Below are 14654 nucleotides of genomic sequence, written 5' to 3'. Positions count from 1 at the left end.
TGGCCATCCACCGAACTCTAATGTCCGCCAATCCGTTACGGGGCAGAGTCGGGATTCTCGCGCGCGCACGGCGCACCCGTGCACCCCGTACACCGCGATCTTCGCGCCGGGGACCTGGGAGACACGCAGCGACGCGGACCCCACGGTGCCGGTCGGCATGCTCCGGCCGATCGGCGACGGCCTGCAGCGCGAGTTCGGGCGTGACATCACCGTGCTCTACACCCCCTATGCCGCAAGCGCTTTCGACCAGGGGCTGAGCTACTCCGAATCGCTCAGCACGCTCGAAGCCGGACTGCACGACACGCTCGGCAGCCTGTGCGCCTCGACCCGGGTGCTGCTGGCCGGCTACAGCCAGGGCGCGGACGGCATCGGCGACGTCGCGACCGAGATCGGCAACGGCGCGGGCCCGATCGACGCCGGCCGGGTGCTGGGCGTCGGCCTGCTGTCCGATCCGCACCGCGATCCGAATACCACGCTCTCCCTGGGCAACCCGCAACCCGGTCACGGCATCGCGGGCACCCGCGGCCAGGACTTCGGCGCGCTCACCGATCGCGTGCGCACGATCTGCGCGGACGGCGATCTGTACTGCTCGCTCAATGCCACCGCCTCCCCGTTCCTGGCGGCCCTGGGCCAGGTGCTCAGCGGCGACCCCGCCCCGATCGCCGACCTCATCCCCAACACCTCGGACCCGAATCAGCTTGTCCAGCAAGCGGTTCAGGTCGGCGCGGGCTGGGCGGCGACGTCGGCCAACCTGCCCGCCGTGCTCGACGGACTCACCAGCCTGCCGGGCCTGATCGAATCCGGCGACATCCGGGGCGCGCACCTGATAGCGAGCGAGGTCAACGTCGCGCTGCGGCCGATCGTGGAGGCGGCCGCCGGCGTGGATCTGCCCCTGGTCGCCTCGGTCATCCGCGCCGCGGCCACCGTGGACCCCTCCGGCTGGACGGCCTCGGCCAGCGTCATCGCCGACGTCCTGACCGAGATCGACATCCTGCGCATCGCGGGCAACGTGGGCCAGCTCCAGGAGATCCTGTGGCACGCGGTCGAATCGCTGTCCCGCCAGGATCCGTTCGCCGCCGCCGCGGCGATGACCACCCTCATCCCCACCGGTCTCGACCTGGCGGGCTCGGTGCTCGGCCCGTTCGCCACCGCCGTGCGCGGGGATCTCGGCGTGGCCACCCAGACCCTGATCAATCTCAGCGAGCCGGACAGCGTCAGCGACCTGCTCGACCTGAGCCGTCAGGGCATGGACATGGCGAACTTCTATTCCTCGGGCGCGCATATCGACTATCTGGAGGACACCCAGACGCTGCTGGACTTCCTGGGATCCCAAGTCGTTTCCTGACTCGGCCGGAAGTGTGCTGCGAATCGCAGAAATTCGAAAGCGCCGCCGATTACCCGGCGGCGCTTTTCTTTCGACCGGTCGGTCAATATCGGCGGTGTCGCGAATTCCGTTGCGGTACAAGGACTCCGGATTATCGGCGCTACACAGCGGACCTCCACTATCTCCACATGGAAGCAACCCCCAGGAAATAGCGTCTTTCAATTTCCCAACCGGTCGGCCGACCTGTAGTGTGCGCTCGGCGCGTTCGCATCTGGGGCGCGGAAACACCGTTCTGGCAATGGAGTTCGAGTGCTGGAGATTCATCACTTCACTTACGGGTGGGTCACACCCGTTCTGGCCTACATCATGTCCGTCGTGGGATCCCTGCTCGGATTGCGCTGTACCGCACGCGCCCGATCCGGCGAGGGCCGGCGTGGCTGGCTGGTAGCCGCGGCGGTCGCCATCGGCGGAACCGGTATCTGGGTCATGCATTTCATCGCCATGCTCGGTTTCTCGGTACACGGCGCCTCGATTCGCTACAACGTGCCGATCACCCTGCTCAGCGCCGCCATCGCCATGGTCGTGGTGTGGCTCGGACTCGCGGTCGTCGCCAGCGTGCGCTGGGGTGGCTGGGAGTTGCCTGCCGGTGGCGCACTCACCGGACTCGGCGTCGCGGCCATGCACTACGCGGGCATGTACGCCATGCACTCCGACGCCGAGTTCACTTACGACCCCTGGCTGGTGCTGCTGTCCGTGGTGATCGCGGTGGTCGCCGCGACCGTCGCGCTGTGGTTCACCTTGAACATCAATGGGATCCTCGCCACCATCGTCGCCGCGTTGATCATGGGCGTGGCGGTCTGCGGTATGCATTACACCGGCATGGCCTCGATGAGCGCACACCACGTCGCGAATGCGGGCGACCCGTCCGGCGCGGGCGCGATGGAACTGCTGGCCCCGCTCATGGTCACGGTCTCCATGGTGACGATGGTGCTCCTGATTCACGTGGGCCTGACCGAAGTGGACGAGGCGAGCCGCCGAATCACCGCGCCCGTCCGCGCGGCGGAGCCGGCGCCGGAACCCGCGGTGCGCGAATCCTGGTCCCTGCGTTCGAATTCGGCCGCCGCGCCGCGCCGCTCGGATTCCCCGCGCAACCCGGCCGACTACACCCCGGGCTTCCCGCCGCAACCGGGCGTCCCCCAGGGCACGCCGCCGCGGAGCAACCCCTACGGTCCGCGCCCCGAATCCAGCGCATCCTGAGAGTTCCCCAGCCCGGCCGAGGGTTCCACAGAACTCGCTGAGAACATCGAGCGGGCGTTCGACTTTCCAGCGCATCGGCAGCAAACTGACTGACGTGGCTCACCACCAGTTGGAATTGATCTTCGTCGTCCTGTTCGCGACGATTCTGGCCCAACCGCTCGGCAAGCGGCTGGGCCAGGCACCCGCGGTGCTCATGACCGCGTTCGGCGTGGTCCTGGCCCTCATCCCACAGGTCCCGGAAATACACATCGACCCGAAGATGATCCTGCCGCTGGTGCTGCCGCCCCTGCTCTACGCCGCCGCCCGCCGCACCTCGTGGCGCACCTTCGCCGACAACTGGGGAGCCATCAGCCTGCGCGCGGTGGTGCTGGTCATCGTGACCACGGTGGTCGTGGCGTTCGCCTTCCACGCCTGGTACCCGTCCGTGCCCATCGGCGCGGCGCTGGTGCTGGGCGCGGTCGTCGCGCCACCGGATCCGGTCGCGGTCTCGGCGCTGGCCGGGCGGCTGGGCCTGCCGCGCCGCCTGGTCGCGGTGCTCGAGGGCGAGGGCCTGTTCAACGACGTCACCGCGATCGTCATCTATTCGGTCGCGTTGCAGGCCGTGGTCACCGGCACCTTCTCGGCCTGGCATGCCGCCCTCGATTTCGCGGTCTCCGCGCTGGTCGGGGTCGGGGTGGGCCTGCTGCTCGGCTGGCTGGGCAGCAAGATCATGCAGTGGCTGGACGAGGCGCCCTGGCGGGTGGCGCTGGGCCTCATGCTGCCCTTCGCCGCCTACGGCTTCTCCGAACTGGGCGGCGGATCGGCGGTGCTGGCCGTGCTGGTGTGCTCGCTGTACCTGACCGACGCGGCCACCGATTTCAGCGACAGCGACTACCGGCTCGTCGGTGATTCCTTCTGGGAGATCACCGAGATGCTGGTCACCGGTTTCGCCTTCGGCCTCATCGGGCTCGAACTCAGCACCGTGCTGCACGACGCGGGCCCGGACTGGCCGCGATTCATCGGCGGGGCGGCCGTGGTGATCGGCGTGGTGGTCGGACTGCGCCTGATCTGGCTCATGTGCACCACGCTGGTGTTCCAGCGCGGGTGGCGTGATCGCGACGCCGACGAGCCCTACACCTGGCGGGAAACCCTGGTCACCTGGTGGGCCGGTATGCGCGGGGTGGCGACCGTGGCTCTGGCCCTTGCCATTCCGTTCACCACCGACACCGGCGAGCCCTTCCCCGGGCGCACCGAGATCCTGTTCACCGCGTTCGCGGTCGTGCTGTTCACCCTGCTGCTGCAGGGCCCGACGCTGCCCGCGGTCGTCCGTGCCACCGGGGTGCACGCCGACACCGGCCGCGAACGGGAACTGGAGCGTGCGCTGTGGACCCGGGTCCTGGACGCGGAGCTGGCCCGGCTCAAGGAGATCGCGGCCCGCCAGGACATGCCCGAGGAGGTCTACGAACGCCTGCGCGACGGCTTCGAACGCCGTCTGGCCCAGGCGGATCCGGAAGCCGCCGACACCAACGCCAAACTCTCCACCGACCGGGCCGTCGCCTTCAGCAGGCAGATGCGCTCGGTCACCAACGAGGTGCTCGAGGCCGGGCGCGCCGAAGCGCTGTCCGCCCGCCGCGAACCCGGCATCGCCCCGGACGTGGTGGACCGCGTCATGCGGCGCCTGGACCTGCGCACCAAAGCGGGCTGAGCACGGGCTTGCGGGGTCTCGCGGGCCGGGACCCGCGCGGCACGGCGCGATGCTCCCCCGGTGCGCGCGGCGCGAGTAGCGTTCGGGGCAGGCTCGGTGCGACAGGGCAGTCCGCCGATCCGGTATTCGGCTCACCACCCCGGCTGCTCCCCCGCGGCCGGATCGGCGGCAACCAGCATCGGCGCACGGGAGAACGGACCCCCTCATGGCATTGCCCGCCTACGACCCGCCCTGGCTGCGCACCGTCGAGGTCGGGACCAAGCTGCACGAGATCCGGGCCTGGTGGCGCGAACCGCATCGGCTGCTGCGCGCGGTGCGGGCCTATCGGGATCTGCTGGCGGTCACCCCGGCCAGCATCGCGTACTCCTTCACCCTGTTCGTGACGTGGTGGACCCTGCACGGGACGAGCGAGAAGGTCGGGCACCGGCTGATTCTGTCGGCGTCGACGAATCTGCGGAATCTGCAGGATGATCCGATTCAGGTGCTGGTGGCGTCAGCGTTCTGGACCGACGGCGGATTCCCCTGGGGCGAGATCCTCATCCTGCTCACCGTGATGGCCGCGGCCGAGCGCTGGCTCGGATCGCTGCGCTGGATCCTGGTGGTCGCCATCGGGCACATCGGGGCGACTCTCATAGTGGCCCTGGGCATTTCCCGGGCGGTGGAGCGCGATCTCATTCCACTGCGGGTCACCATCGCCACCGATGTCGGCCCCAGCTACGGGATTTCGGCCATGCTGGGCGCTTTCGCGTTCCGCCTGCGCGGCAAGGCCCGGCTGGCGTGGATCGCCGGATTGCTGATCTGGTACGGCGTCGCGCTGGTGGACGATCGCACGTTCACCGACTACGGGCACCTGTTCGCACTGCTGCTGGGCCTGCTGACCGGGGCCGCCGGAGTGCTGGTGGCGCGCAAGATCACCGCGACGCTGCGACGCCGCGCCGCCCGCGCGAGCGCCCCGGGCTCAGGGCGCGACGGCGTCCGCGACGTTCCGCTCGCGCTGCACGAACCGCACGGCGGGCTCGACCAGGCGCGCGGCGATGGGGCCGAGCACGGCCATCAATAGCACGTAGGCCGAGGCCAGCGCGGCGAAGTCGGAGTCGACGCCGCCCATCGTGACCGCAAGCCCGGCGATGACGATGGAGAACTCGCCGCGCGCGACCAGGGCCGCCCCGGCGCGGGCGCGGCCCAGTCGGCGAATGCCCTGCCGCCGCGCCGCCCACCAGCCGGTGCCGATCTTGGTCAGCGCGGTCACGATCGCCAGCAGCACCGCCCAGCCCAGCACCGGCGGAATCGCCTGCGGATCGGTGTTGAGCCCGAAGGCCACGAAGAAGATGGCCGCGAACAGATCTCGCAGCGGCTCCAGCAGTTTGGCCGCCTCCTGCGCCGTGGATCCGGAGATGGCGATGCCCAGCAGGAACGCGCCCACCGCCGCCGACACGTTCAGCGCGGAGGCCACCCCCGCCACCAGCAGCGCCGCGCCCAGCAGTTTGAGCAGGAACTGCTCCCGGTCACTGCTGTCCACCACCGCGGAGACGTAGCGGCCGTAGCGCAGCGCGACCACCAGCACCACGGTGATCGCGAGCAACGCGATGGCCAGCGACTTCAGCCCGGCCGCGAAACTCAGGCCCGCCAGCATCATGGTGAGGATCGGCAGATAGACCGCCATGGCCAGATCCTCGAAAACCAGGATGGACAGGATCACCGGGGTCTCCCGGTTGCCCAGGCGGCCCAGGTCGTTGAGCACCTTGGCCACGATCCCGGACGAGGAGATGTAGGTGACCCCGCCCATGGTCACCGCACCCACCGGGCCGAACCCCAGCAGGAGCGCCACCAGGACGCCCGGCGTGGCGTTGGCAAGGATGTCGACGATGCCCGCCAGCCAGGACTGCCGCAGCCCGGTCACCAATTCCGCTGCGGTGTACTCCAATCCGAGCAGGAGCAGCAGCAGCACCACGCCGATCTCGCCGGCCAGATGGCCGAACTCCGAGGCGGCGCGCAGGTGGACGATGCCGCCCTGCCCGAAGGCGAGACCGCCCAGCAGGTAGAGCGGTATCGGGGACATGCCGAACCGAGCGGCGAACCGCCCCATCAGGCCGAGCGCGAACAAGATCGCGCCGAGTTCGACCAGCGCTAGAGCGGTCGTGTCCACCGGCTCAGCCGTCGGCCAGAATGCGCGCGGCGGCGTCCAGTCCGTGCGGGGTGCCGACGACGACGAGCAGATCGCCGGAGTCGAGAACGAAATCAGGGCCGGGCGAGGGGTGCAACTGCCCCGCCCGCATGACCGCCACGATGGATGCCTTGGTGCGGGTGCGCATTCCGGTCTCGCCGAGCATGCGGCCCCGATACGGCGAGGTGGTGCCGATCGGGAGCTGGCGGGTGGTGATCCCGGGCAGATCCCGGTGATCCTCCTTGAGCTTCTCCACCAGCTGCGGCGCACCCAGCAGATTCGCCAGCACCGCGGCCTCATCGGTGGTCAGGGGCACCTGGGCCAGACACGCATCGGGGTCCTCGCGCTGGGACACGATCAGATCGATCGCCCCGTCCCGGTGCGCGACCACCCCGATCCGGCGGCCGGAGCGCACCTCGAAATCCTTACGCACACCGATTCCGGGCAGCGCTGTCACATCGACGTTCACCCGTTCAGACTAGGACAGCGCGCCCGATTCTCGGCGGACCGTCCGTCAGTGGGGTTCGTCGGCGGGCAGCGGCTCGAAGTACCCGTCCGGGCCGGGCCGGTAGTCCGACACCGCCACAACCGCCGCGACCGGCAGCGCACCGTATAGATGCGGGAACCGCATGGACTCGGGATCGGTCGCCACCCCCGGCTCCCAGCGCACCTCCGCGGGCAGCCGATCCGGGTCCAGGTGCAGCAGCACCAGGTCGGGGTGCCCCGGGAAGATCCGGTTCGCGGGCAGATGCACCTGGTAGGGCGCGGACAGGTGAATGAAGCCCTCGGTCGCCAGTGACGGCGAGCGATACTCGCCCACCACCCGCGCGGCTTCCCAATCGGCCCGAGCGCACATGTGCAGCAGGGTTTTCGACGTCGGCTTCGGTGCGTTTCCCACCGCCCCAACCTACTCGGCCGGGCGTGCTCACACGGCCGACCGGGCCGGTTCGCACACCGGTTCACCGCGCCGATGCGCAGAGCTGGTTCGCCACGCCGCTCCACCGCACCGATTCATCGAGCCGGTTCGCCCCCGTTCACCGCGCCGGTTCACCAAGGCGCACCGAGCCGAGTCGGCGCGGCGACGAGGCGGTGGAACGTGAACGGGCGGAGGGGCCGTGGAACCGATGCCGGGTCATGGGAACGCAGGGCGAACAAGGTGCACGGCTACGTCATTTCACCGAGCCGGTTCGCCCCAGTTCACCGCGCCGGTCCACCGCGCCGATTCACCAAGGCGCACCGAGCTGAGCCGGGGCGGCGACGAGGCGGTGGAACGTGAACGGGCGGAGGGGCCGTGGAAGGGATGGCGGGTCAGTGGAACGCGGGGCGGGCCAGGTGCACGGCTACGTCGTTCACGCCCACGCGTGCCGGGGCGAAGCGGCCGACCGCCTGCGCGCCGACAACGGGGTCGGCGGTCCACACGCTCACCGCCGGTGCGGCGGACGTGCGCGGGGCCAGGTCGAAGGCTTCACCGGCATCGGCGACCCGCACCACCGGCAGCACCGGCCCGAGGGTCTGGTGGGTGAGCACCGCCATGGTCGGGTCGACGTCGCCGAGCACCGTCGGCTCGAAGACGTGCCCGATCCCGGTGCCGCCGCAGACCAGGGTGGCGCCCTTGAGCAGCGCGTCGCGGACCTGCTCGCGCACCAGCTCCAGCTGGGACGGCGAGGTCATGACACCGAGCCCGGGATCGTCGCCGATCATGGGCCCGAACGCCGCGGCCTCCTGCGCGAGTTTGCCCAGGAACTCGTCGTAGACAGCGGATTCCACGTAGACGCGCTCGATGCTGGCGGTGCTTTGCCCGCTGTTCGCCAGCCCGCCGAGCGCGACGCAGGCGGCCGCGCGATCGAGATCGGCGTCGGCCAGCACGAGGGCGGCGGACTTGCCGCCCAGATCGAGGCAGCAGGGAATGAGCCGGGCGGCCGCGCGCAGCGCCACCACTTTGCCGGTCTCGACGCTGCCGGTGAAGCGCACGTAGTCGACGCAGTCGAGCAGCGCCGGCCCGGACTCGGGCCCGGCGACGGTCTCGAAAACCGCCGGCGCGCCCAGACTTGCCCAGCCGTTGACCAGGGCCCGCACGGACAGCGGGGTCCGCGAAGAGGGCTTGACGACCACCGCGGCCCCGGCCACCAGCGCGGGCACGGCGTCGAAGATCGCCAGCGCCAGCGGGTAGGTCCACGACCCGATCACCCCGGCCACCCGGCAGGACTGGTGCGCGAGGGCCGACTGTGTGCCCGCGTCGGCCCGGCGGGCGAGCTGCGGGTGACCGCCGCGCAGGAATTCGGCGGCGTGCGAACGGTGGTGATCGAGGGCGGCCAGGGCCAGGCTCACTTCCGCCCCGGCTTCGGTGGTGGTCTTCCCGGTTTCCAGCGCGAGCAGGGTGGTGAGACCATCCCTGTTGTCCTGCAACCAATTACGGAATGCGCCCAGCCAATTGACACGACCGACCACGCCGAGTGATCGCCATAGCGCGCTCCGGTCGCGAAGTCGTTCGACGGTGTCGCGCACCTGATCCGGGGATTCGGTGGCGATGATGTCCACGACCCGGCCGTCGGCGGGGGCGATGACGGTGAGCATGGGCGGGAGGACCTTTCCGGCGTCCTGAACCTTGCTGTGTGTGCGTTGCGCGGTGCGCATGAATCTCACCGTATGACTGGGTGTTTCGGCCAACCAGCTTGCAATCGGCCACGAATCGGCGAATATGGGCCGCACCCAGGCACCCTACCGGCCGGTAACGGCCCGGGGACGCCGAAAGTTTGCGAGTATGCCTGAGTGACGGAAGAGTTGGCACAGCTACGTTCCATCACCAGCACCGCGCTGCTGGCCGATTTCGCGCTGGGTCGCGGGTTGCTGCTGCCCGCGGTGCTGGCCGGTAGCGGCATCAAGGAAGCGGATCTGCGCGCTCCGTCCACCGAAATCACTCTGGAACAAGAGTTCTCGGTCACCCGCAACGTCGTCGCGGGCATCAACGACGAGCCCGGGCTGGGTTTGCTGGCGGGGTTGCTGTGCCATCCCCCGTCCATGGGCGTGCTCGGTTTCGCCCTGATGAGCAGTGCGACGCTGCGCCAGGCCATGGACATCGCGCTGCGCTACGCCGATCTGTCGTTCACCGCGGCGCAGCACCGGCTGGAGAACCGGGGCGCTCAGGTCTGGGTGGTCCGGGACGACAGCGAATTGCCGCCGGAGATAAGACGTTTCACGCTCGAGCGCGATCTGGCCGCGATCGCCACCATTCAGCAGGATCTGCTGCCCATGCGGATTCCGGCCGTCCGGGTCGAGCTGTGCGTGGAGGCGCATCCGATCTACGAGATGTTCGGCGCGGTCTTCGGCGTCGAAGAAGTCACTTTCGATATGCCCCAGTCCCGCATCTGTTTTCAAGCGAGCACGCTGGAGACTCCCTTGCCACAAGCGAACATATCGACCGCCCGGTTCTATGAGCAGCAGTGCAACGACCTCATGGAGAGCCGGCACAGCCGCAGCGGCCTCAGCGGCCGCGTCAGACAGTTGCTCATCCGGCACGCCGGTTCCGCGGACCAATCCCGGATCGCCGCCGACCTCGATGTCAGCGTCCGCACCCTGCGCCGCCGCCTCGCCGAGGAGGGCACCACCTTCCGCGAACTGAGCACCGAGACGGTCGGCCTGCTGGCCGAGGAACTGCTCATCGCCGGGCTCACCGTGGAACAGGCGGCCGAACGCCTCGGCTACTCCAGCGTGTCGGCGTTCGCCTCGGCGTTCCGCACCTGGAAGGGGCAGTCGCCGGGACACTTCGGCAGGCTGCACCGGGGCCGCGCCACGGTGCGTTCCTGACGCTGTCACCAGGCGTTCTCGCCGGGAGCCGGGGTCCGGCCCCCGGCGTGCCCTCGCGCACGTGGTAGACCGTCGGGTACGACGTACCCGACCTGCCCGATCTGCGAGGAACCATGAGCCCGTCCCTGATCATGTCTGCCCGCGATATCGAGTTCCTGCTCTACGACTGGCTCGACGTGGAGTCCCTGACCGATCGCGAGCGTTTCACCCACCACTCCCGCGACACCTTCGATCAGGTGCTGCGCCTGTGCCAGGACCTCGCCACCACCTACTTCGCGCCGCACAATCGCGAGAACGATCTGCACGAGCCCGAGTTCGACGGGGAGCGGGTGCGCATCATCCCCGCCGTGGGCAAGGCGGTGCGCGCCTTCGCCGACGCCGGAATGGTCGGTGCGGCAATGGATCACGAGATCGGCGGCATGCAGCTGCCGCACGTGGTCTACACCGCGTGCATGTCGTGGTTCCACGCCGCCAACGTCGGCACCACCGCCTACGCCCTGCTGACCACCGGCAACGCCAATCTGCTTGCGGTGCACGGCAGCCCGGAGCAGATCGACCGCTTCGTACGCCCCATGCTGGAGGGGCGCACCATGGGCACCATGGCGCTGTCCGAGCCGCAGGCGGGCTCGAGCCTGGCCGACATCACCACCCGCGCGGTCCCCCAGGAGGACGGCACCTACCGGATCTTCGGCCGCAAGATGTGGATCTCCGGTGGCGACCACGACCTTTCGGAGAACATCGCGCACCTGGTGCTGGCCCGGGTTCCCGGCGCGCCCGAGGGCACCCGCGGGATCTCGCTGTTCATCGTGCCCAAGTTCCTGCCCGGCGACCCGGACACTCCGGGCGCGACGGGCGAGCGCAACGACGTGGTGCTGGCCGGCATCAATCACAAGATGGGCTGGCGCGGCACGGTCAACACCGCGCCCGTCTTCGGTGACGGCAACTTCACCCCGGGCGGGCAGGCGGGGGCGGTGGGCTATCTGGTCGGCGCGCCCAATCACGGTCTGGCGCAGATGTTCACCATGATGAACGAGGCCCGCATCGGCGTCGGGCTGGCCGCCACCGCGCTCGGCTACACCGGCTACCTCAAATCCCTCGACTACGCCCGCGGGCGGCCGCAGGGCCGGGCGCTGGGCGTGCGCGGCGGCCCGCAGACCCCGATCGTGGACCACCCCGACGTCCGCCGCATGCTGCTGGCCCAGAAGTCCTATGCCGAAGGCGCACTCGCGCTGCAGCTCTACTGCGGCCGGCTGGTCGATCTGGAGCGCACCGCGCGCGACGAGGCCGAGCGCACCCGCGCGAGCACCCTGCTGCGCGTGCTCACCCCCATCGCCAAGAGCTGGCCGAGCCAGTGGTGCCTGGCCGCCAACGACCTCGCCATCCAGGTCCACGGCGGCGCGGGCTACACCCGCGACTACGACGTGGAACAGCACTACCGCGACAACCGGCTCAACCCCATCCACGAGGGCACGCACGGCATCCAGAGCATGGACCTGCTGGGCAGGCAGGTGACCCTGGACAACGGTGTCGCCCTGGTCACCCTGCTCGAGGTGTTCGCGGCCACGGTCGCCGCCGCCCGTGCCGCCGGCGACACGGAGCTGGGCGAGTTCGCCACCGCACTCGAGGCCGCGGCCGGACGGCTCGCCGCCACGACGGCGGGTCTGTGGCGGGACGGGGATCCGGTGTCGGCGCTGGCCAATTCCGCGGCCTACCTCGAGGCGTTCGGGCACATCGTGCTGGCCTGGATCTGGCTCGAACAGGCGCTGGCCGCGACCCCGCGCGCCGAGCGCGGGGAAGCCTTCGGACTCGGCAAGCGCGCGGCCGCCCGGTACTTCTTCCACTGGGAATTGCCGCGCACCGGTCCGCAGTTCGATCTCCTGGACTCCGGGGACCGCACGACCCTCGCACTCGACCCCTCTTGGCTGTGAGCTTGCTACCTGTGTCCCGAGGGTTATCGAATAGGAGTGTGGGTGTCGGTGCTCGCGGGTAGTCTCCCGGTAGACAACTCGATAAGCGGCTCGCAAGGGGGTCCCCCAGGGCCCCGGGGAGTACCGGCAGCGGCCGGTCCGCCTCCAGCCTGGGCCTGTTCGCTTTAAGCGAAACCCCAGGTCGTGTTAGGCAAAACACACGGGAAACTCCACGGGAACAAAGACCTCCGCTCGAACGTCTGACAGAGTAGTCATCAACCACTGCTGGGAAGTAGCGGTAGCGAGCCCACAGAGTGGACTGTGGGCCCCACACCAGGCGAACGGTGCGCGAGCCCCGGGAGCCAGGACGGAGGAGTCATGCCAGGAACCCTGACAAGCACCCCACTGACCGCGGTCGACCGTTGTGACCGCTGCGGGGCGGCTGCGCGCGTGCGCGCAACCCTTCCCGCTGGTGGCGAGTTGCTCTTCTGCCAGCATCACGCCAACGAGCACATGGATCGTCTCCGTGAGCTCGCGGCCGTGATCGACACGGAGTCGGCACCGGCGCTCTAATCAGCTCCTCCACCTCGGGGCAGTGTTCCGGCCTTCGGGGGGTCCGCTCGAAAATTGAATCTTCCCAACAGAATTACCGGCAACGGGCGACCCAATGGGCCGCCCGTTGTTCAGTTTTCCCGGCCGGACTTGCGCACAACGGATTCGTCGTGTCTGCGGGCGGGATCCATTCCGAAGGAGAGCGTTCTGTCCACCGCGCACGCCACCTATCTGATCGACCGGCACATGTTCGCCCTGTGGACCTGGGACGGGGCCGGGCCGGGTCCGGCGCCCGCCGCGCAGGGTGAGACCGAGACCATCGCACTGGCCGTGCCCGAGGGGGACGGAATCGCGGTGACCGGGGTGCCCTGCGCGCTGATCGAGCCCGAGGAGTTCCTGGCCGGCGCACCCGCCCTGACGCGCGGGTGGCGGGCCGTACTGGACGGGGAGTCGGACGCGCTGCCGGTCGCCGCGCACGCGGTGCCCAACGCCACCGGGACGGCCATCGTGTCGGCCGAGCGAGCCGTGCGAACGCTCCGGGACACCGTCGCGCTCACCGGCGAGCTGCGCACGAGCCTGAAGGCCGAGCTGCGGCCCTATCAGGCCCGCGGCATCGCGTGGCTGCACGAGACCACCGCGGTGCACGGCGGCGCGGTGCTCGCCGACGAGATGGGGCTGGGCAAGACCGTGCAGGCCATCGGGTATCTGCTCGGGCGGGCGAGCGCGGGGGCGAGCCTGGTGGTGTGCCCGACCTCGCTGGTCGGGAACTGGGTGGCCGAGATCGAACGGTTCGCGCCGGGACTGCGCGCGGTGGGGTGGCGCGGGGGTGCGCAGCCCGCCGCCGAAGCGGGCATGGTGGTCGTCACCGGGTATCCGACGCTGCGCGGGCACGGGCCGGCGCTGGCCGAGAAGCAGTGGGCCGCGGTCGTGTTCGACGAGGCCCAGGTGCTCAAGAATCCGCGCACGCAGGTGTCGAAGGCGGCGCGGACGCTGCGTGCCGACGCCCGGGTCGCGCTGACCGGGACGCCGGTGGAGAACCACCTCGAGGAGTTGTGGGCACTGCTGAATCTGGTCGCGCCACAGGAGTTCACGCACCGGGCGCAGTTCCGGCGGCGGTTCGTGCGGCCGATCAGCGAGGGGTCGGCCCCGGCGGTGCTGCGGTTGCGCGACGCGATCGAACCGATCGCGCTGGCGCGCCGCAAGACCGAGGTGGCGGCCTCGCTGCCGCCCAAGATCCACTGCGATGTGGTGTGCGATCTGACCGTCGAACAGGAGCGGCTGTACGACAGCCTGCTCGAGCGGGCGGAATCGGAGGGGTTCGGTTCCGGCGGGCAGCGCCACACCCGACTGCTCGCGGTACTCACCGAGCTCAAGCAGGTCTGCAATCATCCGGGGCTGATCACCGGCGAGCTGGGCGAATTGGCCGGGCGCTCCGGGAAATTCGACGTGTGCGCCGACATCCTGGCCAACAATGTGGAGGCCGGCGCGCCGACGCTGGTGTTCACCCAGTACCGCAGGACCGGTGAGCTGCTGGTGCGGTACTGCGCGGAGGAGTTCGGCGTCACCGCGCCGTTCTTCCACGGCGGGCTGAATCAGGCCGAGCGCACCGAGATCGTCACGGGGTTCCAATCCCCGGACGGGCCACCGATTCTGGTCCTGAGCCTGCGCGCGGCGGGCACCGGGCTCACTCTCACCCGCGCCGCCGACGTCGTCCACTTCGACCGCTGGTGGAATCCCGCGGTCGAGGCGCAGGCGTCCGATCGCGCGCACCGCATCGGCCAGACCCGCACCGTCACCGTCACCACCCTGACCTCGGGGACCACCATCGAGGAGCACATCGCGGGCATGCACGACCGCAAATCCGCCCTCACCGACCTGTCGGACACCTCGGGGATCGCGGCCCTGGCCCGCCTCGACGACGACCGGCTGTTCGAGATCCTGCGCCGAAAGCGAGCCAACTGA

12 protein-coding genes are annotated in these 14654 nt (G+C 69.8%); 8 read left to right on the top strand and 4 right to left on the bottom strand.

What is annotated here, in order from left to right; translation table 11 throughout:
• The 4 genes from ABZ319_RS15640 to ABZ319_RS15625 form a co-directional block, all read left to right on the top strand.
• A partial coding sequence (locus ABZ319_RS15640; protein WP_354987078.1) for a cutinase family protein occupies positions 1-1345 on the top strand: 1345 nt, incomplete at its 5' end.
• 288 nt (positions 1346-1633) lie between these two features.
• Positions 1634-2581: an MHYT domain-containing protein gene (locus ABZ319_RS15635; protein WP_354987077.1), complete on the top strand. Its 948-nt coding sequence runs from the start codon at positions 1634-1636 to the stop codon at positions 2579-2581.
• A gap of 94 nt (positions 2582-2675) precedes the next feature.
• Positions 2676-4265, top strand: coding sequence for a Na+/H+ antiporter (locus tag ABZ319_RS15630; RefSeq protein ID WP_354987076.1), 1590 nt, complete (start codon positions 2676-2678; stop codon positions 4263-4265).
• 205 nt (positions 4266-4470) lie between these two features.
• On the top strand, positions 4471-5325 hold the full coding sequence (locus ABZ319_RS15625; protein ID WP_354987075.1) for a rhomboid family intramembrane serine protease: 855 nt from the start codon (positions 4471-4473) through the stop codon (positions 5323-5325).
• On the opposite strand, the gene ABZ319_RS15620 is transcribed toward ABZ319_RS15625, so the two are convergent.
• From ABZ319_RS15620 to ABZ319_RS15605, 4 genes are all read right to left on the bottom strand, one after another.
• A complete protein-coding gene (locus ABZ319_RS15620; protein ID WP_354987074.1) occupies positions 5224-6411 on the bottom strand; it encodes a cation:proton antiporter in 1188 nt (395 codons plus the stop codon). The genes ABZ319_RS15625 and ABZ319_RS15620 overlap by 102 nt on opposite strands.
• A 4-nt stretch (positions 6412-6415) precedes the next feature.
• Entirely contained in the window at positions 6416-6898 is a 483-nt protein-coding gene (locus tag ABZ319_RS15615; RefSeq protein WP_354987073.1) for a cation:proton antiporter regulatory subunit, read from the bottom strand.
• 45 nt (positions 6899-6943) lie between these two features.
• Positions 6944-7285: a DUF952 domain-containing protein gene (locus ABZ319_RS15610; protein ID WP_354987088.1), complete on the bottom strand. Its 342-nt coding sequence runs from the start codon at positions 7283-7285 to the stop codon at positions 6944-6946.
• Positions 7286-7737: 452 nt separating this feature from the next.
• Positions 7738-9063: an aldehyde dehydrogenase family protein gene (locus tag ABZ319_RS15605; RefSeq protein WP_354987072.1), complete on the bottom strand. Its 1326-nt coding sequence runs from the start codon at positions 9061-9063 to the stop codon at positions 7738-7740.
• A 135-nt stretch (positions 9064-9198) separates the two neighbouring features.
• On the opposite strand from ABZ319_RS15605, the gene ABZ319_RS15600 reads away from it, so the two are divergent.
• The 4 genes from ABZ319_RS15600 to ABZ319_RS15585 all read left to right on the top strand — a co-directional run bounded on the left by ABZ319_RS15600 (position 9199) and on the right by ABZ319_RS15585 (position 14654).
• A complete protein-coding gene (locus ABZ319_RS15600; RefSeq protein WP_354987071.1) occupies positions 9199-10233 on the top strand; it encodes an AraC family transcriptional regulator in 1035 nt (344 codons plus the stop codon).
• Between the two features lie 113 nt (positions 10234-10346).
• Positions 10347-12161, top strand: coding sequence for an acyl-CoA dehydrogenase (locus ABZ319_RS15595; protein ID WP_354987070.1), 1815 nt, complete (start codon positions 10347-10349; stop codon positions 12159-12161).
• A gap of 357 nt (positions 12162-12518) precedes the next feature.
• Complete coding sequence (locus ABZ319_RS15590; RefSeq protein ID WP_354987069.1) at positions 12519-12713, top strand: hypothetical protein; 195 nt, start codon at positions 12519-12521, stop codon at positions 12711-12713.
• 225 nt (positions 12714-12938) lie between these two features.
• A complete protein-coding gene (locus tag ABZ319_RS15585) occupies positions 12939-14654 on the top strand; it encodes a DEAD/DEAH box helicase (protein WP_354987087.1) in 1716 nt (571 codons plus the stop codon).

It is taken from the genome of Nocardia sp. NPDC005978 (assembly GCF_040614455.1).
Classification (GTDB): domain Bacteria; phylum Actinomycetota; class Actinomycetes; order Mycobacteriales; family Mycobacteriaceae; genus Nocardia.
The sequence above is the reverse complement of the archived record's forward strand: the minus strand, read 5'-3'. Positions and strand labels throughout refer to the sequence as shown.

Excerpts from the sequence above, each read along its gene's own strand:
- ABZ319_RS15625 (WP_354987075.1), top strand. The coding sequence starts at position 4,471 with ATGGCATTGCCCGCCTACGACCCGCCCTGGCTGCGCACCGTCGAGGTC.
- ABZ319_RS15610 (WP_354987088.1), bottom strand. The coding sequence starts at position 7,285 with ATGTGCGCTCGGGCCGATTGGGAAGCCGCGCGGGTGGTGGGCGAGTAT.
- ABZ319_RS15605 (WP_354987072.1), bottom strand. The coding sequence starts at position 9,063 with ATGCGCACCGCGCAACGCACACACAGCAAGGTTCAGGACGCCGGAAAG.
- ABZ319_RS15595 (WP_354987070.1), top strand. The coding sequence starts at position 10,347 with ATGAGCCCGTCCCTGATCATGTCTGCCCGCGATATCGAGTTCCTGCTC.
- ABZ319_RS15590 (WP_354987069.1), top strand. The coding sequence starts at position 12,519 with ATGCCAGGAACCCTGACAAGCACCCCACTGACCGCGGTCGACCGTTGT.
- ABZ319_RS15585 (WP_354987087.1), top strand. The coding sequence starts at position 12,939 with ATGTTCGCCCTGTGGACCTGGGACGGGGCCGGGCCGGGTCCGGCGCCC.